This window comes from Microbacterium sp. Marseille-Q6965 (assembly GCF_946151065.1).
Taxonomy (GTDB): domain Bacteria; phylum Actinomycetota; class Actinomycetes; order Actinomycetales; family Microbacteriaceae; genus Microbacterium.
In genome coordinates this window covers 342,598-363,861 of the sequence record NZ_CAMGZA010000003.1, presented here as the reverse complement: position 1 = coordinate 363,861, position 21,264 = coordinate 342,598, and the positions used below count along the sequence as shown (strand labels likewise).

Sequence of the window (21,264 nt, the reverse complement as noted above, 5' to 3'; positions counted from 1 at the left end):
AGGGGTGCCCCGCGGGGCTACGGTGGGCGCATGCGCGCGATCCGCCGATTCACCGTCCGGCCCGTCCTGCCGGAACCACTGGCCGCGCTGGGCGAGCTGGCCGGCAACCTGCGGTGGTGCTGGGACCGCGAGACACAGGACGTGTTCGCCCACGTCGACGCCGGGCTCTGGGAGACCACGCAGGACCCCGTGCGCGTTCTGGGCGGCGTTGCCGCGGAGCGTCTGGACGAGTTGGCGAGCGACCCGGCGTTCCTCCAGCGCCTCGACCGGGTGCGCGCCGATCTGCGCGCCGCCCTCGCCGACGACCTCTGGTATCAGCGCGAGGTGACGGGCGGCCCGCGCGCGATCGCGTACTTCTCCCCCGAGTTCGGTATCGCCGCCGCGCTTCCGCAGTACTCGGGCGGGCTCGGCATCCTGGCGGGTGACCATCTCAAGGCCGCCAGCGACCTCGGCGTGCCCGCCGTGGGGGTGGGGCTGCTGTACCGACACGGCTACTTCACGCAATCGCTCTCGCGCGAGGGGTGGCAGCAGGAGTCGTACCCGGTGCTGGACCCCGATGAGCTGCCCCTCACGCCGCTGCGCGAGGCCGACGGCGCGCCGGCGATGGTCTCGCTCGCGATGCCGGGCGGGCCCGAGCTGCGCGCCCGCATCTGGGTCGCGCGGGTCGGGCGAGTGCCGCTGCTGCTGCTCGACTCCGCCGTGGACGCCAACCCGCAGAACTACGCCGACATCACCGACCGGCTCTACGGTGGCGGCGGCGAGCACCGTCTGCGCCAGGAGCTGCTGCTGGGTGTCGGCGGGGTGCGTGCCCTGCGCGTGTTCACCCGCCTCACGGGTGCTCCGGAGCCGGAGGTCTACCACACGAACGAGGGCCACGCCGGTTTCCAGGGCCTCGAGCGCATCCGCGAGCTGACGGCCGGCCGCGCCGGCCTCGGCTTCGACGAGGCGCTCGAGATGTCGCGGGCCTCGACGGTGTTCACGACCCACACGCCCGTACCGGCGGGCATCGACCGCTTCCCGCGCGCGCTGATCGAGCAGTACTTCGCCACGGAGGGCGGTGTGCTCGAGGGCGTGCCGGTGGATCGCGTGCTGGCGCTGGGCGCGGAGGACCACGACGGCGGCGATCCCGGCGTGTTCAACATGGCGGTGATGGGCTTCCGCCTCGGGCAGCGCGCCAACGGCGTCTCGCGGCTGCACGGTCGGGTCAGCCGCACGATGTTCAACGGCCTGTGGCCCGATTTCGACGAGGGCGAGGTGCCCATCGGCTCGATCACGAACGGCGTGCACGCACCGACCTGGATGGCCCGCGAGTTCCGCGACCTGCTGTCGGAGACCGGGGCTGCCCTCGACGGCGACGGCGACGACCTCGCCCGCGCGTTCGACGCGGTCGGGTTCGCGCGCATCTGGAGCGCGAAGCGCCGGATGCGGGAACGCCTCGTGCACGACGCCCGGGATCGGGTGCGACGCTCGTGGCTGCGCCGCGGCGCGGTGGAGGCGGAGTTGGGCTGGATCGACGACGCACTCTCCCCCGATGTGCTCACCATCGGCTTCGCCCGGCGCGTGCCCTCCTACAAGCGGCTCACCCTCATGCTGCGCGACCCGCAGCGGCTGAAGGCGCTGCTGCTCGACGCGAACCGGCCGATCCAGCTCGTCATCGCCGGCAAGGCGCACCCCGCCGACGACGGCGGCAAGGCCCTGATCCAGCAGCTCGTGCGCTTCGCCGACGATCCCGACGTGCGCCATCGCATCGTGTTCCTGCCGGATTACGGGATTCAGATGGCGCAGCGGCTGTACCCCGGTTGCGACGTGTGGCTGAACAATCCTTTGCGCCCGTACGAGGCCTGCGGCACGAGCGGCATGAAGGCCGCGCTCAACGGTGGCCTGAACCTGTCGATCCTCGACGGCTGGTGGGACGAGTGGTTCGACGGGCAGAACGGCTGGGCGATCCCGTCGGCCGACGGCGTGGACGAGCCCGACAAGCGTGACGATCTGGAGGCGTCCGCGCTGTACGAGTTGCTCGAGCGCGACATCGCGCCGCGCTTCTACGACCGCGACGCCGACGGTGTGCCGGTGCGGTGGATGGAGATGATGCGCCATACGCTCGCCTCGCTGGGCCCGAAGGTGCTGGCCTCCCGCATGGTGCGCGACTACGTCGGCGCCCTCTACGTGCCCGCGGCCGCGGCCGCCCGCGCGCTGAACGAGGACGACGCCGGGGCCGTCGAGCTGGCGGCGTGGAAGCGTCGCGTGCGCGAGGCGTGGCCGGGCGTGCGCGTCGAGCACGTGGAGTCGAGCGGCGTGGACGAGGTCGCGGAGGTCGGCGCGCCCCTGGCCGTCACGGCGTACGCGGCTCTGGGCGGGTTGGCGCCGGGTGACGTCGAGGTGCAGCTGGTGTACGGCCGCGCCGGCGCCGACGACCAGCTCACCGCGCTGCAGGTCGCACCGTTGGCCGTGCGCGAGGAGTACGAGGGTGGGCGCGCGTCCTTCGCCGGCGAGGTGCGCCTGGACCACGCCGGACCGTTCGGCTATACCGTGCGCATCGTGCCGCGGCACCCGCTGCTGGCGACGACGACCGAGCTCGGACTGGCCGCCCTGGCCTAGGGCGGCTCAGTCCGACTTCATGACGACCACCGCCCGCGGCGCGATGGTCAACGGGGTGCCGGCGGGCACGGCCCGGCCCTCCTCGATGTCGGGGTCCGTCGCGAGCACCACCCGGAACGCGGGCTCCCACTGCTGCGGCATGACGGTCGCGTCGACGGTCTCCTCCCCCGCGTGGAACCAGATGAGGAACGACGAGTCGGTGAGCTGCTCTCCGCGCGGACCCGGCTCGCGCAGCGGCCAGCCCGAGACGTACATCCCCACCGTCCTCAGGCCCGCGTCGCCCCAGTCCTCGTCGGTCATCAGGCGGCCCTCGGGGTGCAGCCAGGCGAGGTCGAGCGGGCCGCCCTCGATCGTCGGGCGCCCCTCGAACCAGTGCCGCTGCCGCAGCGCGGGGTGCTCGCGGCGCAGCCGCAGCGCCGCCTTCGTCAGCTCGTACACGTCGAGCCAGGCGTTGTCGGCGCTCCAGTCCATCCAGGAGATCTCGTTGTCCTGGCAGTAGGCGTTGTTGTTGCCGCCCTGGGTGCGGCCACGCTCGTCGCCGGCCGTGATCATCGGCACGCCGTTCGACAGGCACAGCGTCACCATGAGGTTGGCCGCCTGCCGGCGCCGCACGGCGAGGATCGCCTCGTCGTCGGTCTCGCCCTCGACGCCATAGTTGCGCGATCGGTTGTTCTCCGTGCCGTCGCGGTTCTCCTCGCCGTTGGCCTCGTTGTGCTTCTGCTCGTAGGTGACGAGGTCGCGCACGGTGAAGCCGTCGTGAGCGGTGATGAAGTTGACGGAGTTGGACGCCGAGCGCCCGTCGTCGGCGTACAGGTCGCTCGAGCCCGCGAGCCGGGTGGCGACATTGCGGATCGCCCCCTCGCCGCGCCAGTAGTCACGGATCGTGTCGCGGTACTGGTCGTTCCACTCGGCCCACGGCGACGGCATCTGTCCCACCAGGTAACCGTCCATCGACACGTCCCAGGGCTCCGCGATGAGCTTGACGTGACGCAGGATCGGGTCCTGATCGATCGCGATGAGCAGGGCGGAGGCGAAATCGACGTCGTACCCCGTCCGGGTGAGGGCCGACATGAGGTCGAAGCGGAAGCCGTCGACGTGCATCTCGGTGACCCAGTACCGCAGCGAATCGAGGATGAGCCGCAGCGCGAGCGGGTTCCAGGTGTTCACCGTGTTGCCGCAGCCGGTCACGTCCCAGTAGGTGTCGTCGAACGCACCCTCCTCCTCCGGCAGCACGCGCTTGTAGAACCCGCGGTCATCCAGCCCCCGGAACGACAGGGTGGGGCCGTCGGGTCCCGCCTCGGCGGTGTGGTTGTAGACCACGTCGAGGATCACCTCGATGCCGGCCCGGTGCAGCTCCTTGACCATGCCCTTGAACTCCGCCACCTGGCCACCGCGGTCTCCCGAGGAGCTGTACGAGGCGTCGGGCGCGAAGTAGGAGATGGTGTTGTAGCCCCAGTAGTTGCTCAGCCCGCGCTCGAGCAGCGCCGGCTCGGAGAAGAACTGCTGCACCGGCAGGAGCTCGACGGCGGTGACCCCGAGGTCCTGCAGGTACTCGATCACGGCGGGTTGAGCCAGGCCCGCGTACGTGCCGCGCAGGGGCTCCGGCACCCGGTCGTGCAGCTTCGTGAAGCCCTTGACGTGCAGCTCATAGATCACGGTCTCGCGCCAGCGGGTGCCCAGCGGCTCGTCGCCCTCCCAGTCGAACGACGGGTCGACCACCACGCTGCGTGCGGTGTACTCCGCGGAGTCCGTGTCGTCGGGAACCGCCGGGTCGTCCGGGCGTGCGCCGTAGATCGCCGGCTCGGGGATCATGGTGCCGCTCGTCGCGAGCCCGTACGGGTCGAGCAGCAGCTTGTGCGGGTTGAAGCGGTAACCGTTCGCGGGGTCCCAGGGGCCGTCCACGCGGTAGCCGTACCGCTGCCCGGGGCGGATGTCGGGCAGGGCGCCATGCCAGATGCCCAGGGTCTGCTCGGTGAGCTCGTAGCGCGTCTCGCGGTCGTCGTCATCGAACAGGCACAGGTCCACGCGCGTGGCGTTCGGGGCGTAGACGGCGAAGTTCGTGCTCTCGGGCGTCCACGTGGCCCCGAGCGGCCATTCCCGTCCCGGCCAGACGGTGGAGGTCTCTCCGAGGCGGGTCCACAACTGGGGGCTCATGCCCCAATGATGCCCCCTGAGGGATCGGTTCAAACGCCGCGGCGGGACACGATTCGGCCGCGGCCGGTGCTCAGCGCTGCGGAGGAGGGGTCCAGAGCATGAGCTCGGCACGACGGCGCACGCGCGTCCCCGCTCGCAGGGTGACGACGGAGCCGGAGGCGCCGGCCGCGAAGACCCGCGCGCCGGGCCGCGAGGCGAGCTCCGCCTCGAGCCGATCCTCGAGGTCGCGCACCCGGCGGCGCAGGTCGCGCACCTCGTCCTCCAGGTCGAGCACGCGGGCGATGGCGGCGAGGCTCATGCCCTCGCCCGAGAGCCGCGCGACCTCACGCAGCTGCGCGATGTCCCGCGCCGAGTAGCGGCGCGACCCGCCGCGCGTGCGGCCCGGCACGACCAGCCCGATGCGGTCGTACTGGCGCAGCGTCTGCGGGTGCATGCCGGCCAGCTCGGCGGCGACCGCGATCGCGAAGACCGGCGCGTCCTCATCGATGTCGTACGCGTCGCTCATCCGGCGTCCACCTCCTCGCTCGTCCTCCATGATCCCGCCGATCCGTGTCAGCCGCGCGCCCTCGCCAGCAGGTCGTCGCGCGGGTTCTCGCGCGGCTCCACCTCGTGGAAACGCTCGAGCGCCTCCCGCTGCGCCTCGCTCAGGTGGCTCGGCACCACGACCTGCACCTCGGCGAGAAGATCGCCCGTGCCCTTCTTCGAGACGATCCCGCGGCCCTTCACGCGCAGCACGCGCCCCGACGGCGTGCCCGGCGTCACGCGCAACCGCACCGCGTCGCCCTCGAGCGTCGGCACCTCGATGGTGGCGCCGAGCGCGGCCTCCGTGAAGGTCACGGGCACGGTCACCCGCAGGTTGAGACCGTCGCGGGTGAACACGGGGTGCGGCCGCACCGCCACCTCCACCACGATGTCACCGTTCTCGCCGCCGTCCGGCGACGGCCGGCCGCGGCCGCGCAGGCGGATCTTCTGCCCGTCGGCCACCCCAGCGGGGATCTTGATCTTGAACGGTTTGCCGTCCTCGCTCTGCAGCGTGACGGTCTCGCCCTTCGCGGCCGTGACGAAATCGATCGTCGTGCGGGCGCGCAGATCCTGCCCCTTGCTGGGGGTGCCGAAGCCCGAGAAGCCGCCGCCCGACTGGCCGAAACGGCCCGAGCCGAACCCGCCGCCGCGGCCCTGGTTGAACATCGTGAAGATGTCGTCGAAGTCGGCCGCCGATCCGCGGTTGGTGGTGAACCGGCTGAAGACGTCCTCGAAGCCGCCCGCGCCGGGCCCGCCCGCCGTGAAGCGGGCGCCGGAGCCCATGGCGCGGATCTCGTCGTACTCGCGGCGCTGCTCGGGGTCGGACAGCACCGCGTACGCCTCGCTGATCTCCTTGAACTTCGCCTCGGCGGCCGCATCACCCGGCTTGGAGTCGGGGTGATACTGGCGCGCCAACTTGCGGTAGGTCTTCTTCAGCTCGGCGTCCGAGACGTCCTTCGAGACCCCCAGGACCTTGTAGAAGTCCTTGTCGAACCAGTCCTGACTGGCCACCGCGCCTCCTACTCCGCCGGCACGGCGACCACGACCTTCGCCGGCCGCAGCTCCACGTCGCCCAGGCGGTAACCCACCTCGACCACCTCGAGCACGGTCGACTCGGTGGCGCCCGGCGTGGGCTGCTGGAAGACGGCCTCGTGCTGCTGCGGATCGAACACGTCGCCCGCGGCTCCGTAGGTCACCAGTCCCAGCCGCTCGGCGACGCCGCGCATCTTCTCGGCGACGATGGCGAAGGCGCTGCCCTCCTCGAGGTCGCCGTGCTTGGCGGCGCGGTCGAGGTCGTCGAGCACGGGGAGCAGGCTCTTGGCGACGGACCCCTTGGCCCGGTCGATCTCGAGCTGACGCTGCTCCTCGGTGCGGCGGCGGTAGTTCGCGTACTCCGCCTGCAGCCGCTTGAGGTCGTGCAGCAGCTGCGTCTCGTAGTCGCTGTGCTCGGCCTCGGCCGCCTCGTCCGTCTGCTCGGCGCCGAGGATGTCGTCCACCGTCAGCGCCTCATCCGGCGTGGGCTCGCCCGCCTGGGCGTTCTGGTCCGCCTGCGCGTCGGGGCCGGAAGCGCTCGCCTCCGGCCCCTCGGCGCCAGGCTGGACCTCGTCGTTCTCGTCGAAGTCCTTGTCAGCCATGGTTACTTCTTCTCGTCCTCGTCGTCGACGACCTCGGCGTCGATGACGTCCTCATCCGAGCCGCCGCCGGCCTGCTCGCCGGTCGGTGCGCCCTCCGACGACGGCGCGGCGTCGGCCTGCGACTGCGCGTAGATCGCCTCGCCCAGCTTGGTCTGGCTCTCGTTCAGCTTGTCGAAGGCCGTCTTCACGGCGTCGTCGTCATCGCCGGCGAGCGCCGTCTTGAGCGCGTCGACGTCGGCCTGCACCGACTCCTTCACGTCGGTCGGCAGCTTGTCCTCGTTGTCCTTGATGAGCTTCTCGATCGAGTACGACAGCGTCTCGGCCTGGTTGCGCACCTCGGCGGCCTCGCGGCGCTTCTTGTCCTCGGCCGCGTGCTCCTCCGCCTCGCGCACCATGCGCTCGATGTCCTCCTTGGGCAGCGACGAACCGCCCGTGATGGTCATCGACTGCTCCTTGCCGGTGCCCTTGTCCTTGGCCGAGACGTGCACGATGCCGTTGGCGTCGATGTCGAAGGTGACCTCGATCTGCGGCACCCCGCGCGGGGCCGGGGCGATGCCCGTCAGCTCGAAGGTGCCCAGCGGCTTGTTGTCCCGCGTGAACTCGCGCTCTCCCTGGAAGACCTGGATCGCGACCGACGGCTGGTTGTCGTCGGCGGTCGTGAAGGTCTCGCTGCGCTTGGTCGGGATGGCGGTGTTGCGCTCGATGAGCTTGGTCATGATGCCGCCCTTGGTCTCGATGCCGAGGGACAGCGGCGTGACGTCGATGAGCAGCACGTCCTTGCGCTCGCCCTTGAGGACGCCGGCCTGCAGGGCGGCGCCCACGGCGACGACCTCGTCCGGGTTGACGCCCTTGTTGGGCTCCTTGCCGGTCTCGCGCTTGACGAGGTCGCTCACGGCGGGCATGCGGGTCGAACCGCCGACGAGCACGACGTGCGCGATGTCGGCGACCTTGATGCCGGCCTCGCGGATGACGTCGTCGAACGGCTTCTTGGTGCGCTCGAGCAGGTCCTTGGTGAGGTCCTCGAACTTGGCGCGCGTGATCGTCTCCGACAGCGACACGGGGCCGCTCTCCGTCAGGGAGAGGTACGGCAGGTTCACGCTCGTCGACGTGGAGCTGGACAGCTCCTTCTTGGCCTGCTCCGCGGCCTCCTTGAGGCGCTGCAGCGCGATCTTGTCGTTCGAGACGTCGACGCCCGTCGAGTCCTTGAACTGCTTGATCAGGTAGTCGACGATCCGCTGGTCCCAGTCGTCGCCTCCGAGTCGGTTGTCACCGGCGGTGGCGCGCACCTGGATGGTCGAGAAGTCGTCGTCCTTGCCCACCTCGAGCAGCGAGACGTCGAAGGTTCCGCCACCGAGGTCGAAGACGAGGATGAGCTCGTCCTCCTTGCCCTTGTCGAGTCCGTACGCCAGCGCGGCGGCCGTGGGCTCGTTGATGATGCGCAGCACGTTCAGGCCCGCGATCTCGCCGGCCTCCTTCGTGGCCTGGCGCTCGGCGTCGTTGAAGTAGGCCGGCACCGTGATGACCGCGTCGGTGACGGTGTCGCCCAGGTACTGCTCGGCGTCGCGCTTGAGCTTCATGAGGATGCGCGCGCTGATCTCCTGCGGCGTGTACGCCTTGCCGTCGATCGCCTGCGTCTTCCAGTCGGTGCCCATGTGGCGCTTGACCGATGCGATGGTGCGGTCGACGTTGGTCACGGCCTGGCGCTTGGCGGTCTCGCCGACCAGCACCTCGCCGTCCTTCGTGAACGCCACCACCGACGGGGTGGTGCGGAAGCCCTCGGCGTTGGCGATGACCTTCGGTTCGCCGCCCTCGAGGACCGCGACGACCGAGTTGGTCGTACCGAGGTCGATGCCCACAGCGCGTGCCATGTTGTCTCCTTTGTGTCTCCGGTCGATGCAAGTCTGCGCACGGAATCTGAGTCGTGCTGACTCAAGGGTAGGCAGACGCATCCCGGGGAGTCAAATGAACTTGATATGAATCAGCTCAACTTTTGCGACGCGGGCCAGGCCCACGAACGACGGTGCCGGCCCGCCACGCGGACCGGCACCGTTCGATCGGACCGGGACTACGCCCGCTGCAACTCGTGGGCCAGCGCGTCGAGCTCGGCGCCGCCCGCCATGAGAGCGGTCAGCTCCTCGACGGTGATGTCGGCGCGCTCATACTCGCCCAGGCTCGCACCGCGCTTGAGCAGGAGGAAGCGATCGCCCACGAGGTGCGCGTGATGGGGATTGTGCGTGATCAAGACCACGCCGAGCCCGCGCTCCCGTGCGGCGTTGACGTACTTCAGCACGACCCCCGCCTGCTTCACGCCGAGCGCCGCCGTGGGCTCGTCGAGGATGACCACCTTGGCGCCGAAGTACACGGCACGGGCGATGGCGACCGACTGCCGCTCGCCGCCCGAGAGGGTGCCGATGGGTTGCTCCACGTCGCGTAGGTCGATGCCCATCTTCGCCAGCTCCTCCTTGGTGATCCGGCGCATCGCCTTCACATCGAGCCTTCGGAAGGGCCCGCGCCCCGTGGTGAGCTCGGAGCCGAGGAAGAAGTTGCGCCAGACGGGCATGAGCGGGACGACGGCGAGATCCTGATACACGGTGGCGATGCCTCGGTCCAGCGCCTCGCGGGGGCTCGAGAACGTCAGCGCCTCGCCGGCGACGCGCAGCTCGCCCTCGGTGTGCGGGTGGGCCCCGGAGAGCACCTTGATGAAGGTGGACTTGCCCGCGCCGTTGTCGCCGAGCACGCACAGCACCTCACCCAGGCCGACCGACGTCGATACGTCTCGCAGCGCGATGATGGATCCGTAGCGTTTGCCGACCCCGCGCACCTCGAGGTACGGCGCCGTCGCGGCGTTCTCGCTCATCAGCGTGCTCCTGCTCGTTTGCGGATGTACAGATTGACCAGCACGGCGGCCAGCAGCATCGCCCCCAGGAAGGTCATCAGCCAGTTGTTGTCCCAACCGGCGAAGATCACGCCCTGGTTCGTCATGCCGTAGATGAGCGCCCCGATCGCGGCGCCGATCGCCGAGCCGTAGCCGCCCGTGAGCAGGCAACCGCCCACGACGGCGCAGATGATGTAGATGAACTCCTGCCCCACGCCGGTCGTCGCCTGCACGGTGCCGACGTCGAACAGCTGCAGCATGCCCACCAGCCACCCGGCGCCGGCCGTCGTCATGAACAGGCCGATCTTCGTCCGGAAGACGGGCACGCCCACCTGGCGCGCGCTCGTCTGCGCGCCGCCCACCGCGAAGATCCAGTTGCCGACGCGCGTGCGCAGGAGGATCCACGTGGCGATCGCCGTGATGACGATCCACCAGATCACCGACACCTTCAGGTTGATGCCGAACACCGCGATGCTCGACCCGAAGAACGTCTTCACCGTGTCGAAGAAGGGCACCTGCGTCATGCCCTGGATCGCCACCTGGCCGGTGATCATCTTGGTCCCGGCCAGATTGATGCCCTGCAGGATGAAGAACGTCGCGAGGGTGACGATGAAGCTCGGCAGGCCCGTGCGCATCACCATGATGCCGTTGACCGCGCCGATCGCCAGCGCCACCGCCAGGGCGACGAGCATCGCGACCCAGACGTTCAGGCCCCACTGCGTCGTGAACACCCCGACCATCAGTCCGGTCGTGCCGGTCATCGCGCCCGCCGAGAGGTCGAACTCGTCGCCGATCATGAGCAGCGCCACGGCGACGGCCATGATGCCGAACAGCGACGCCGAGTACAGCCACGTGCCGATGCCCGCCGGTGTGAGGAAGGAGTCGGTCACGATCGAGAAGAACAGGAAGATGGCCACCGCCGCCACCGCTGCGCCGACCTCCGGGCGGCGCAGCGCGGCGACGAGGGGCGAGGTGCGCCTGACCCGTTCGTCGATCGTGATGAGATCGGTGGTGGTCATGGTCAGCGCGTGCCGTTCGACGCGAACTCGGCGACCTCGGCGGCGTTCTCCGCGGTCACGAAACCGGGGCCGGAGTACACGGGCTGTCCGCCTCCCACCGTGTCGCCGTTGCGCGCCATGAGGGTGAGGAAGGTGACGGGGAGGTACCCCTGCGAGTACGGCTGCTGATCGACCGCGAACAGCACCTTGTCGTCGAGGATGAGGTCGAGGATGTCGCTGGAGATGTCGAAGGTCGCCAGGGCGGCCGAGCTGCCGGCCTCGTCGATCGCCTTGCTCGCCGCGACCGCGACGGCCGGGTTGAGGGCGAGCACGCCGTCGATGGAATCATCGGCCAGGAGCTTGCTGCTGATCGTGTTCTGCGCGTCGGCCACGTTCGCGATGTCGACCTGCAGATTCTCGACGCTGCCTCCGAGCGTGGCCGCCGCGCCGGCGCAGCGGTCCTCCAAACCCGCGTTGCCTGCCTCGTGGATGACGCAGATGACCTTCTTGAGCCCCGATTCGGCGAGCTTCTCGCCCGCTCCCTCGCCGGCGATCCGCTCGCTCTGACCCACGTGGGTCAGCGCACCGTACTCGCGGGACTGCTCGAGGCCGGAGTTGATGGTGATCACCGGCACGCCCGCCGCGACGGCCGACTCGACGGCCTCCCGCACCCCCTCGGGGTTGGCCATCGACACGACGAGCCCGTCGACGCCGTCCGCCACCGCGGAGTCGATCATGTTGCTCTGCTGCACGGGGTCGCCGTTGCCCTGGTAGGTGACCGTCACCCCGAGGTCGGCCCCGGCCTGCTCCGCGCCGCTCTTGACGACATCCCAGAACGTGTCGCCCGGGGTGCCGTGGCTGACCACGGCGATGGTGAGGTCGTCGGATGGCTGGCTCCCGCCGTCCTCCGCGCCGGTGTCCTGGCCGGTGCCCGAGCAGCCGGCGAGGGCCACCATGCCCAGCGCGGCCACGGTGGCCACGATGCCACTGCGACGAATCTTCATGAGTTGCTCCTCCGTTGGATGCGGTTTCAGGGTGAAGGGATGGGGATGCGCGCCTCGTCGGCGGCGCGATCGCGGATCTCGGCGAGGGCCACGGTGCGCCACTCCCGGCGAGACAGGTCGGCGGCCTCGGCGATGAGCAGCGCTTCGAGGGCGTCGCCGGGAGTGCACGGGCTCGGCCGAAGGCCGCGCGCGACATCGAGGAACTCCCGCAGCTCGGCGTCGAAGGCCGCGGCGAATCGTTCGGCGAAGGTCGTCCACGGCGCCGCGGACGGGGCGTCGGGGTGCTCGGCGGGACGAAGGGGCGTGCGCTCACTCAGCCCGGCGACCATCGTCCGCTCGGTGCCGGCGACCTCCATGCGCGCGTCGTAGCCGTGGCCGTTCCACCGTGAGCCCTGCACCGTGGCGAGCACGTCGCCGTCGAGCCGGAGCAGCGCCACGGACTCGTCGACATCGTCCACCTCCGCAAACGCGCCCGGCCCGTGCGCGGCACCCATGGCGTGGACGGCCACCACCGCGCGCCCGGTGACCCATCGCACGGCGTCGAAGTCGTGGATGTGACAGTCGCGATACAGGCCGCCGCTGGTGCGGATGAAGTCGTCGGCCGGGGGGCGAGCGTCGCACGAGAGGAGGTGGATGCGGCGCAGCGCGCCGAGGTCACCGCGCGCGACGGCCGCCCGCAGCTGCGCGTACCCGGCGTCGAAGCGCCTTTGGAATCCGATCTGCACGGGGGTGGGCGACTCCGACAGCTCGGAGACGAGCCGGACGGTCTCGGTGAGGCTCTGCGCGATCGGCTTCTCGCAGAACACCGCGATCCCTGCCCGCACGGCACGTCGCACGAGGGCGGCGTGGGTGAACGTGGGTGTGGTGATGACCATGCCGTCGGGCCTGCGTCCGAACGCCTCGTCCACCGTCGCCACGACCGCGCGCGGGATCCGCTTCGCGACCGCGGCCGCGCGATCGACGTCCACGTCCGCGACGACGACGGCCTCCACGGCCTCCGTGCGCGACAGGGACGCCGCGTGCGATGCGCCGATCCGTCCGGCGCCGAGAACGACCACCTGCACAGAACTCTCCTTCGAGTTTTGTCAGGACATTAACACATCTCGTTCCCGCCGGGAACCGGCGGCGCGGCTCAGGCCCGAAGGTCCACCGCCACCACTCGGCGCTCTTCGGCGGAGCGCAGCGCCGCGTCGGCCAGGAGCAGCGCCGCCCGCCCGTCCTCGAAACCCGGGCTCGTCGAATCCTCCCCGCGCGCGAGGGCGATGAACTGCTCAAGCTCGGCGCGGTAGGCGGCGGCGTAGCGCTCGAGGAAGAAGTTCTCGTACGGCGGCTTCGCCTCCACGTGCGCGGACGTCGACAGGCTCACCAGGCTCGTCGGCGCGTTGGCGACGCTCAGCGCGCCGCGCGCCCCGAACGCCTCGAGGCGCTGGTCGTACCCGTACGCGCTGTGGCGCGAGTTGATGATCGTGACCACGGCGCCCGAGGCGGCGCGCAGCGTCACGACCGCCGTGTCGAAGTCGCCGTGCCGCCTGGCGCCGTCGTCGAAGACGGCGCTTCCCACCGCCGACACCTCCACGATGTCGGGCAGGAAGGAGCGTGCCATGTCGAAGTCGTGGATCGTCATGTCGCGGAAGATGCCGCCGGACACCGCGACGTAGTCGGCGGGAGGAGCCGCCGGGTCACGACTGATGATGGTGAGCTGCTCGAGCTCGCCGATCTCGCCGGCCGCGACACGGTCGCGCACACTGCGGAAGGCCGGGTCGAATCGACGGTTGAAGCCGAGGGCGACCGGCACACCGGCCGCCGCCACGCGAGCGCGGAGCGCGTCGACACGCGCGATGTCGAGGTCGATGGGCTTCTCGCACAGCACGGGCAGCCCGAGGTCGACGCTGCGCGCGATGAGGTCGACGTGCGTCGGCGTGGGCGAGGCGACGAGGACCGCGTCGATCTCGCCCGACGTCAGCAGCCGCTCGGCATCATCGGTGACCGCCCCGCCGTGCCTGGCGGCCACGCTCCGGGCACCGTCGAGGAACGGATCGGCGATCCAGGTGAGCTCGGCGTCGGGGCTCGCGGCGATGTTCACCGCGTGCACCTGGCCGATGCGACCCGTGCCGATGAGTCCGAAGCGGAGGGGGCGTTGCGTCATGAAGATTCCTCGTGAGGTGTCAGATCCAGGGGCTGAGTGCCTGGCGGTTGATGTGCTGGTCCTCCGCGCGGCGGGCCAGGAACGCGTCGATGGCGATGTCCGGGCCGTTGAGCACGTCCTGCTCGACGACGATCCACCCGTCGTAGTCGCGCTGCTCGATGAGCGACATCACGCCCGGAAGGTCGACATCGCCCTGACCGAAGGCGACGAACGCGCCGCCGGACCAGACCTCGCGCATGCCTCCGCCCGCGGCGAGGATGGCGCGCAGGCGAGCGAGGTCGACGTCCTTGAGGTGCAGGTGGTTGATGCGCTCGCCCCACCGCCGCACCGCCTCGACGGGGTCCCCGCCGGCGATGGCCAGGTGCCCGGTGTCGAGGGTGAGCCCCACGTCGGTGTGCGCGAGGAACGCGTCGATCTCGTCGGGCGACTCGACGAACGTGCCCGCGTGATGGTGGAATGTCGGCTCCAGCCCGGCCTCGCGCACGAGGCGCGCGGCGCGCCCCACGTTGTCATAGAGTCGCGCCGCCGCGTCGTCGGCGACGGGATCGGCCTCGTCGCCGCGCCCGGGCGCGGCCTGCCGCGCGAAGGATCCGCTGTCGGCCAGCGTCGGCAGCGGCAGGCGCCCGTCCGCCTCCGCCGCAGCGTCGGCGAAGACGTCCAACGCCTCCCGAAGCTGCGGAAGCGACGCCTCGAAGGCCTCATCGTCCGAGAAGGGAAGCTGCACCCAGCCCCCGGCGAGAGGCAGCGCGAACCGGCGCAGTCGGCGCCGCAGCTCATCACCGCGACCCAAGAAGCCGACGGGCCCGAGGTCGACGCCCCGATAACCGGCCGTCTGCAGCACCTCTCCCAGCTGGTCGGGCGAGACGGTCTCGGCCCCCTCCGGCGTCAGCTCGAAGACGCCGAAGCTGACCGGGGCACCGGCGAGCGTCGCCCTCACGCGTCGGCTCCGGTGCCGCCCAGCAGCGGCCGCTGCGCGGCCACCTGCCGCTCGTACTCGGCGCGGGCGCGGCGAGTGGACTCGAGGGTGGACACCCCCGCGACCGGCACGTCCCACCACCCCTCGCCGTCGGGCGCGTAGACGAGCGGGTCGGTGTTGATGTGGATGACCGTGGCGCGGTCCGACGCCTTCGCGCGGGCGATGGCCTCCTCGAGGCGCGCGCTCGCGCCCGGCTCCACGGGCACCTCGACGACCTCGAGACCGTAGCTGCGCGCGTTGGCCGCGAGATCGACCGGCAGCACCTGCTCGCCCTGGAAGTCGAGCGTCTGCGGATTCCGCGGCCGGTACTGCGTGCCGAACCGATCCACGCCGACCGTCTCGCTGAGGTGCCCGATCGACGCGTACCCGTGGTTCTGCACGATGATCACGATGACCTTCAGCCCCTCGGCGACCGCCGTCACGAGCTCCGTGTTCAGCATGAGGTACGAGCCGTCGCCGACCATGACGATGACGTCCCTGTCGGAACCGTCCGCCATCGCGCCCCGCTTGACGCCGAGGCCGCCCGCGATCTCGTAGCCCATGGTGGAGAACGCGTATTCGACGTGGTAGCCGAGCGGATCGCGCACGCGCCAGAGCTTGTGCAGATCGCCGGGGAGGGACCCCGCGGCCTGCACCAGCACGTCGTCGGGAGCCGAGGCACGCAGCACCGCACCGATGACCTCCGGCTGACCGGGCAGGGCGACATCGGTCGCGGCCAGCGCGTCCTCCGTCACCGCGTCCCACGCCTCCTTCTCGCGAGCGATCCGCTCGGCGTAGTCCGCCTCGACGCGGAACCCGGCGAGGGCTTCCTGCAGCTCGACGAGCGCCTCACGCGCGTCGGCCACGACCGGCACGCGGGTGCCGTGCTTGACGGCGTCGAAGGGGGCGACGTTGATGTTGACGAAGACGACGCCCGGGTTCTGGAAGGCGGTGCGAGACGCCGTCGTGAAGTCGCTGTAGCGCGTGCCGATGCCGATGACGACATCGGCGTCGGCGGCGAGCCGGTTCGCCGCCGACGAGCCGGTGGCACCGACGCCGCCGACGTTCTGGGGGTGCGCCCATTCCAGCCCCCCGACCCCCGCTTGCGTGAAGGCGGCGGGGATGCCGGTCGCCTCGACGAAGCGGCGCAGCTCGCCCTCCGCCGTGGAGTACAGCACTCCGCCGCCGGCGACGATGAGCGGCCGCTTGGCCGCGCGGATCGCGCGCACCGCCGCGGCGAGCGCGTCGCGCTCGGGACGGGGCCGGCGGATGCGCCACTCGCGGGGCTGCAGGAACTCCAGCGGCACGTCCGCCACCTCCGCCTGCACGTCCTCGGGCAGCGCGATCGTGACGGCTCCCGTCTCCGCCGGGTCGGTGAGCACGCGCATGGCGGCGAGCGCGATCGAGTACAGCTGTTCGGGCCGCTGGACGCGGTCGAAGAACCTCGACAACGGCCGGAACGCGTCGTTCACCGTCAATCCGATGTCGTGTGGCTGCTCGAGCTGCTGCAGGACGGGATCCGCGACGCGGGTGGCGAAGGTGTCGCTCGGCAGCAGCAGCACGGGGAGCCGGTTGGTCGTGGCGAGCGCCGCGCCGGTGAGCATGTTGGTCGAGCCGGGGCCGACCGAGGCGGCGGCCGCGTAGGTGGCGCGCCGCCGGTGCATGCGCGCGTAGCCGACCCCCTGATGCACCATCGCCTGCTCGTTGCGTGCCTGGTGGTACGGCATGAGGCCCGGCTGCTCCACGTGGAGCTGCCGCAGCGCCTGGCCGATACCCGCGACGTTCCCGTGGCCGAAGATGCCGAACGTCGCGGGGATGGTGCGCTCGCGGATGTCGCCGTCGACCGTCCACTGGTTGGCGAGGAACTCGACGAGCGCCTGCGCCACTGTCATCCGCTTGGTCTGCGCCATCGCAGCACTCCTTCTGTCGGTGTCGGGATCCGCGCGGCGGATCAAGGGTTCTCGTTTCCGTACGGCAGGCGTTCGTCGACGCGCGCGTCCCGCCACGTGTCGCGCACCCACGCATGCGCGGGGTCGTCGCTGATCAGCCACGCCCTCTCGGGGTCGGGGCCCGCCATGACGTTGAGGTAATAGAGGTCGTAGCCGGGGGCCGCGACGGCCGGCCCGTGGTACCCGTAGGGCACGAGCGCGACGTCACCGGTGCGGACCATCGCGTTGATGTCGATCTCGCCCGCGGGCGAGGAGTAGGTGCTGAACATCCCGAAGGCCGCCTCGGCGCTGCCCGGCCCGCCGCCGCGCGTGGGCGCCGCCTCGAAGTAGTAGATCTCCTCCAGCCGCGTCTCGGCGCCGGGCACCCGTTCGTCGTGCTTGTGCGGCGGGTACGAGGACCAGTTCTCGGACGGCGTGATGACCTCGCACACGATGAACCGTGCCGCGTCAAGCGCGTGCGGGGTGCCGAAGTTGTGCACCTGACGGCTCGAGGCCCCCGCGCCGCGCAACTCCACCGGCGTCTCGGCCGCGGGGATGTGACGGGTCGGGAAGCGCGCCTCCGTCGGGGAGGACGCGACCGCCACCCGCCCCCTCCCCGCCAGGCGCGCCGTGGCGCCGGCGGTCACGTACAGCACGTCGGTCGGGCCGTGGAAGACGGAGGGACGACCGGCGAGCTCGTGCGTCGTCACGGCGCCGTCATCCTCGACGCGGACCGAGAAGGACCCTGCCAGCGGCACGACGAGCTGCTCCGCGCCCGCCTCCAGCGGCAGCTCGTCGCCCGCCTCGAGGTGGGCGACACGCAGCCCGGTGTGCTGCCACCCCGCGAGCGAGCCGTCGACGACCGTCTCCCAGCCGTCGCGCGAGAGCGATCCGCGCGGATGGAACCAACGCCGTTCGGTCATCAGTGGTGCTCCTTCACAGCGCCGTCGACGCGGCGCGCCGCCGAGTCAGTCGTTCTGGGGGAAGCCGAGGTTGATCCCCCCGTGCGTGGCGGGGTCCAGCCAGCGGCTGGTGATCGCCTTCTCACGGGTGAAGAAGTCGAACCCGTGCACGCCGTATGCCTTCGCGTCACCGAACAGCGACCGCTTCCAGCCGCCGAACGAGTGGTACGCCACCGGCACGGGGATCGGCACGTTGATGCCGATCATGCCGACCTGGACCTCGTTCTGGAACCGACGGGCGGCTCCGCCGTCGTTCGTGAAGATCGCCGTGCCGTTCCCGAAGGCGCCCGAGTTGATCAGCTCGACGCCCTCTCGGAAGGTCTTCACCCGCACCACCTGCAGCACCGGTCCGAAGATCTCCTCCTGGTAGGCGCGCGAGGTGGTCGGCATGTTGTCGATCAGGGTGGGGCCGAAGAAGAAGCCGTCCTCATGACCCTCGACGCTGAAGCCGCGGCCGTCGACCACGATCGTCGCCCCGTCCGCCTCGGCGATGTCGACATAGCCCGAGACCCTGTCCCGGTGCTCGCGGGTGATCAGCGGCCCCATATCGGGCTCGCCGTCCGCGCCACCCGCACCGTTGCCCACCGTGAGCTTCGCGATGCGCTCCGAGATCTTCGCGATGAGCTCGTCGGCCACCGGCTCGACGGCGAGCACCACCGAGATCGCCATGCACCGCTCGCCCGCCGCGCCGTATCCGGCGTTGACGGCCTGGTCGGCGACGAGGTCGAGGTCGGCGTCGGGCAGCACCAGCATGTGGTTCTTCGCCCCGCCCAGCGCCTGCACACGCTTGCCGTGGGCCGAGGCGGTCTCGTAGATGTACTGCGCGATGGGCGTCGAGCCGACGAACGAGATCGACTGCACGACCGGGCTCGTCAGCAACCCGTCCACGGCGAGCTTGTCGCCCTGCAGCACCGTGAACACACCGTCCGGCAGGCCGGCCTCCTGCCACAGCCGCGCCAGCCACAGCGATGCCGACGGGTCCTTCTCGCTCGGCTTGACGATCACGGCGTTGCCCGCGGCGATCGCCACGGGGAAGAACCACATCGGCACCATCGCCGGGAAATTGAACGGGGAGATGATGCCCGCCACGCCCAGCGGCTGCTTGATCGAGTAGACGTCGATGCCCGTCGACGCGTTCTCGCTGTAGGCGCCCTTGATGAGGTGCGGGAACCCGGTGGCGAGCTCGACGACCTCCTGGCCGCGCAGGATCTCCCCCATCGCGTCGCTGAGCACCTTGCCGTGCTCCGCGGTGATGATCTCGGCGAGCTCCTTCTTTCGGGCGTTCAGCAGCTCGCGGAAGGCGAACAGCACCGTCTGCCGCTTCGCGATGGAATACCGGCTCCACGTCTCGAAGCCGCGCTGCGCGGATGCGACGGCGGCGGCGATCTCCGCCTCATCCGCCAGGGCCACGTTCGCGGAGACCTCCCCCGTCGCGGGGTTGAAGACCGGCGCCGTGCGCCCGCTGGCCGACGGACGGGACGCGCCGTCGATCCAGTGTCCGATGACGGGCAGACCGGAACCGGCCGTGGGGGTGTCGTTCGTGCTCATGGGTTCCTCCGTTGGTGAGGGTTCAGACGATCGCCGGCAGGTCGCGGTGCACGAGGCGCGCAGCGGTGTCGACGGCGCCGACGACGTCGCCGTCCGGCGGGTACAGCAGGGCGCGCCCGACCGTCAGGCCGCGCACGCCGGGCAGCGCGAGCGCGCTCTCCCACGCCGCGAACGTCTCGTCGAGGCCCGCCCCGGAGTCGCCGCCGAGCAGCAGCGTCGGCATGGTCGTGGCCGACATGACGCGTTCCATCTCGTCGACGACCGGCAGCTTCATCCAGGTGTACGCGCTGTCGGCGCCCAGCCCGGACGCGATCGCGATCGACAGGATGACGGCGTCCGCCGAGAGGTCGTTGACGTTGCGCCCGTCCTGCCAGCGCGTCATGAACGGCTCCAGCATGATCGGCAGTCGGGCCGCGGCGGCGCTCGTCACGGCGTCGGCCGTCGCGGCCAGGGTCGGCACGGTGCCCGGGTCGTCGAGGTTCACCCGGATGAGCGTCTTGGCGAAGTCGATGCCCCGCGCGACCATCGTCGGCACGTCGTATGCGGTGTAGCGGTCGTCCATCTCGAACCGCGCGCCGCGCAGACCGCCGCGGTTCATCGACCCGACGACGATCTTGTCGTCGAGCAGCCCGAGTGCGGCAAGGTCGTCGATGATGTCGGGCGTGCCGAGCACGCCGTCGACGCCAGGGTGGCGCAGCGCGACCGCGAGCCGTTCGAGCAGGACGTACCGGTCCGCCATGGCGGTGGCGTCGGTGCCGACCGCCAGCGCGCCACGGGCGGGATGGTCGGCCGCGATGATGAAGAGCCGCCCGTCGCCCTGCAGCACGTCGCGCCGGCGACGCGACGCGAAGGTCTCGGCGATCTCGTGAGGACGGTGTGCTCGGATGTGTCGGAGCCGTTCGAAGTCGGCCGGGCTCAGCTCGGTCATCTCACGCTCCCTGCAAGACGGTCTCAACCTCATCGGCTGTGGGCATGGCGGTGGAGCACTCGCGCCGCGAGGCGACGATCGCGCCCGCGACGTTGGCGAAACGGAGGGTGCGTTCGAGGCTCCATCCCTCGAGAAGGCCGTGGCACAACGCGCCGCCGAAGGCGTCGCCCGCGCCGAGCCCGTTGACGACGGCCACCGGGTGCACGGGCACCTCCACCGTCTCGTCGCGGGTCTTCGCGAGGACGCCCTTCGGCCCCTGCTTCACGATCGCCAGCTCGACCCCCCGCTCCAGCAGCGCGTCGGCCGCGCGCCCCGGATCCGACTCGCCGACGGCGACGAGGCACTCGTCGCGGTTGCCCACGGCGACGGTCACGCGGCCGAGGACCGGCTCGAGCTGCGCCGTCGCGTCGGAGGGATCGGCCCAGAACATCGGGCGATAGTCGAGGTCGAGGATCGTGTGCTCCGCCCGGTCGCGGGCCTCGAGCGCGGCGAGATGTGCGGCGCGACTCGGCTCGTCGCTGAGGCCCGTCGTCGTCAGCCAGAGGATGCGCGCGTCGCGCGCGGCGTCGGCGTCGATCTCGCGCGGTTCGACGTTCATGTCGGGCGCCTTCGGCTCCCGGTAGAAGTAGAGCGGGAAGTCGTCGGGTGGGAAGATCTCGCAGAAGGTGACCGGCGTCTTCAGCGACGCGTCGGTGCCGACATAGCGGTTGTCCACCCCGAGACGCTCGAGCTCCGCGAGGAGGTAGCGACCGAACGGGTCGTCTCCGACCCGGGAGATCAGCGCCGCCGCGTGCCCGTACCGCGCGACGGCGACGGCGACGTTGGCGGCCGTCCCACCCAGGTACTTGCCGAAGCTCTCGACCTGTTCGAGCCCCACCCCGTCCTGAAGCGGATAGATGTCGACGCCGAGGCGCCCGACGGCGAGGACGTCGGTCGTGAAGCTCATGACCCTCCTAGATCGCTTTGTCCTAACAATATCACTAAGGGATAGGCTCGGGGAAACGTGAAAGGG

Annotated in this window: 17 protein-coding genes; 1 reads left to right on the top strand and 16 read right to left on the bottom strand. The window is 70.8% G+C overall.

Annotation, left to right across the window (positions count from 1 at the left end; translation table 11 throughout):
* Positions 1-30 precede the first annotated feature (30 nt).
* The gene (gene glgP / locus N8N77_RS10745) at positions 31-2,598 is read left to right on the top strand and encodes an alpha-glucan family phosphorylase (RefSeq protein ID WP_261166853.1); all 2,568 of its coding nucleotides are present in this window, start codon (positions 31-33) and stop codon (positions 2,596-2,598) included.
* 6 nt (positions 2,599-2,604) lie between these two features.
* Here the strand turns inward: glgP and glgX are convergent, their stop codons facing one another.
* From glgX to iolC, 16 genes are all read right to left on the bottom strand, one after another.
* Positions 2,605-4,752 (bottom strand): glycogen debranching protein GlgX, encoded by a 2,148-nt coding sequence (glgX, locus tag N8N77_RS10740; protein WP_261166852.1) that lies wholly within the window; start codon positions 4,750-4,752, stop codon positions 2,605-2,607.
* A gap of 70 nt (positions 4,753-4,822) precedes the next feature.
* A complete protein-coding gene (locus tag N8N77_RS10735) occupies positions 4,823-5,257 on the bottom strand; it encodes a heat shock protein transcriptional repressor HspR (RefSeq protein WP_261166851.1) in 435 nt (144 codons plus the stop codon).
* A 47-nt stretch (positions 5,258-5,304) separates the two neighbouring features.
* The gene (locus tag N8N77_RS10730; protein WP_261166850.1) at positions 5,305-6,285 is read right to left on the bottom strand and encodes a DnaJ C-terminal domain-containing protein; all 981 of its coding nucleotides are present in this window, start codon (positions 6,283-6,285) and stop codon (positions 5,305-5,307) included.
* Positions 6,286-6,293: 8 nt separating this feature from the next.
* Entirely contained in the window at positions 6,294-6,908 is a 615-nt protein-coding gene (locus N8N77_RS10725) for a nucleotide exchange factor GrpE (RefSeq protein WP_261166849.1), read from the bottom strand.
* A 2-nt stretch (positions 6,909-6,910) separates the two neighbouring features.
* Positions 6,911-8,776 carry a molecular chaperone DnaK gene (gene dnaK / locus N8N77_RS10720; protein ID WP_261166848.1) on the bottom strand — a complete coding sequence of 622 codons (1,866 nt, stop codon included), beginning with the start codon at positions 8,774-8,776 and terminating at the stop codon, positions 6,911-6,913.
* A 197-nt stretch (positions 8,777-8,973) separates the two neighbouring features.
* The gene (locus N8N77_RS10715) at positions 8,974-9,765 is read right to left on the bottom strand and encodes an ATP-binding cassette domain-containing protein (RefSeq protein WP_261166847.1); all 792 of its coding nucleotides are present in this window, start codon (positions 9,763-9,765) and stop codon (positions 8,974-8,976) included.
* Positions 9,765-10,802, bottom strand: a complete 1,038-nt coding sequence (locus tag N8N77_RS10710) for an ABC transporter permease (protein ID WP_261166846.1) — start codon at positions 10,800-10,802, stop codon at positions 9,765-9,767. The genes N8N77_RS10715 and N8N77_RS10710 overlap by 1 nt, the downstream gene beginning before the upstream one ends.
* A 2-nt stretch (positions 10,803-10,804) precedes the next feature.
* Positions 10,805-11,785, bottom strand: a complete 981-nt coding sequence (locus N8N77_RS10705; protein ID WP_261166845.1) for a sugar ABC transporter substrate-binding protein — start codon at positions 11,783-11,785, stop codon at positions 10,805-10,807.
* A 26-nt stretch (positions 11,786-11,811) separates the two neighbouring features.
* Positions 11,812-12,849 carry a Gfo/Idh/MocA family oxidoreductase gene (locus tag N8N77_RS10700; RefSeq protein ID WP_261166844.1) on the bottom strand — a complete coding sequence of 346 codons (1,038 nt, stop codon included), beginning with the start codon at positions 12,847-12,849 and terminating at the stop codon, positions 11,812-11,814.
* A gap of 68 nt (positions 12,850-12,917) precedes the next feature.
* Positions 12,918-13,931, bottom strand: coding sequence for an inositol 2-dehydrogenase (gene iolG / locus N8N77_RS10695; RefSeq protein ID WP_261166843.1), 1,014 nt, complete (start codon positions 13,929-13,931; stop codon positions 12,918-12,920).
* Positions 13,932-13,950: 19 nt separating this feature from the next.
* Positions 13,951-14,868, bottom strand: coding sequence for a sugar phosphate isomerase/epimerase (locus N8N77_RS10690; RefSeq protein ID WP_261166842.1), 918 nt, complete (start codon positions 14,866-14,868; stop codon positions 13,951-13,953).
* Positions 14,865-16,796 (bottom strand): 3D-(3,5/4)-trihydroxycyclohexane-1,2-dione acylhydrolase (decyclizing), encoded by a 1,932-nt coding sequence (iolD, locus tag N8N77_RS10685; RefSeq protein ID WP_261166841.1) that lies wholly within the window; start codon positions 16,794-16,796, stop codon positions 14,865-14,867. Before iolD ends, N8N77_RS10690 begins: the two co-directional genes overlap by 4 nt.
* A 41-nt stretch (positions 16,797-16,837) precedes the next feature.
* The gene (iolB, locus tag N8N77_RS10680; RefSeq protein ID WP_261166840.1) at positions 16,838-17,737 is read right to left on the bottom strand and encodes a 5-deoxy-glucuronate isomerase; all 900 of its coding nucleotides are present in this window, start codon (positions 17,735-17,737) and stop codon (positions 16,838-16,840) included.
* Between the two features lie 45 nt (positions 17,738-17,782).
* Complete coding sequence (locus tag N8N77_RS10675; protein WP_261166839.1) at positions 17,783-19,324, bottom strand: CoA-acylating methylmalonate-semialdehyde dehydrogenase; 1,542 nt, start codon at positions 19,322-19,324, stop codon at positions 17,783-17,785.
* Positions 19,325-19,346: 22 nt separating this feature from the next.
* Positions 19,347-20,252 carry a class I fructose-bisphosphate aldolase gene (locus N8N77_RS10670; protein ID WP_261166838.1) on the bottom strand — a complete coding sequence of 302 codons (906 nt, stop codon included), beginning with the start codon at positions 20,250-20,252 and terminating at the stop codon, positions 19,347-19,349.
* 1 nt (position 20,253) lies between these two features.
* Positions 20,254-21,198 carry a 5-dehydro-2-deoxygluconokinase gene (gene iolC / locus N8N77_RS10665; protein ID WP_261166837.1) on the bottom strand — a complete coding sequence of 315 codons (945 nt, stop codon included), beginning with the start codon at positions 21,196-21,198 and terminating at the stop codon, positions 20,254-20,256.
* Between the last annotated feature and the right edge of the window lie 66 nt (positions 21,199-21,264).